This is a genomic window from Nonomuraea sp. NPDC003201, from assembly GCF_053590415.1.
Genome location: NZ_JBSFTC010000054.1, coordinates 1 through 375, shown reverse-complemented (window position 1 = coordinate 375; position 375 = coordinate 1).

Genomic DNA, 375 nt, shown 5'->3' with positions numbered 1-375 from the left:
CGCCTGCGCCATCAGCGGCCAGTTGACTCCGAGCGTCGAGTCTTCGGAAGCGCGCTGGGTGCCGCGGAAGGAGCTCAACAACTACGACATGCACCGCTCGATGCGCATGAGGGTCAGCCACTTCCTCCAGGCCGGCTGCCCATACATCGGCTAAGCCGGCCCCGACCAGGGCTGCGGACATCAAACGCCATGGAAGCGACAGCCAAGACGGCAAGCAGCGGCTCAGAAGCATGCCTTCAACACGACGGACACGACGGCCCAATGGATGAGAACTTTCTCTACGCCTTCAAGGCGTGCCGCCTGCGGCGCCCCGCCGCGCGTCGGGCGGTCGCTGCCCGCGCTGCGGCTCTTCGGCCGGTCGCGGGCAGCGCCGCC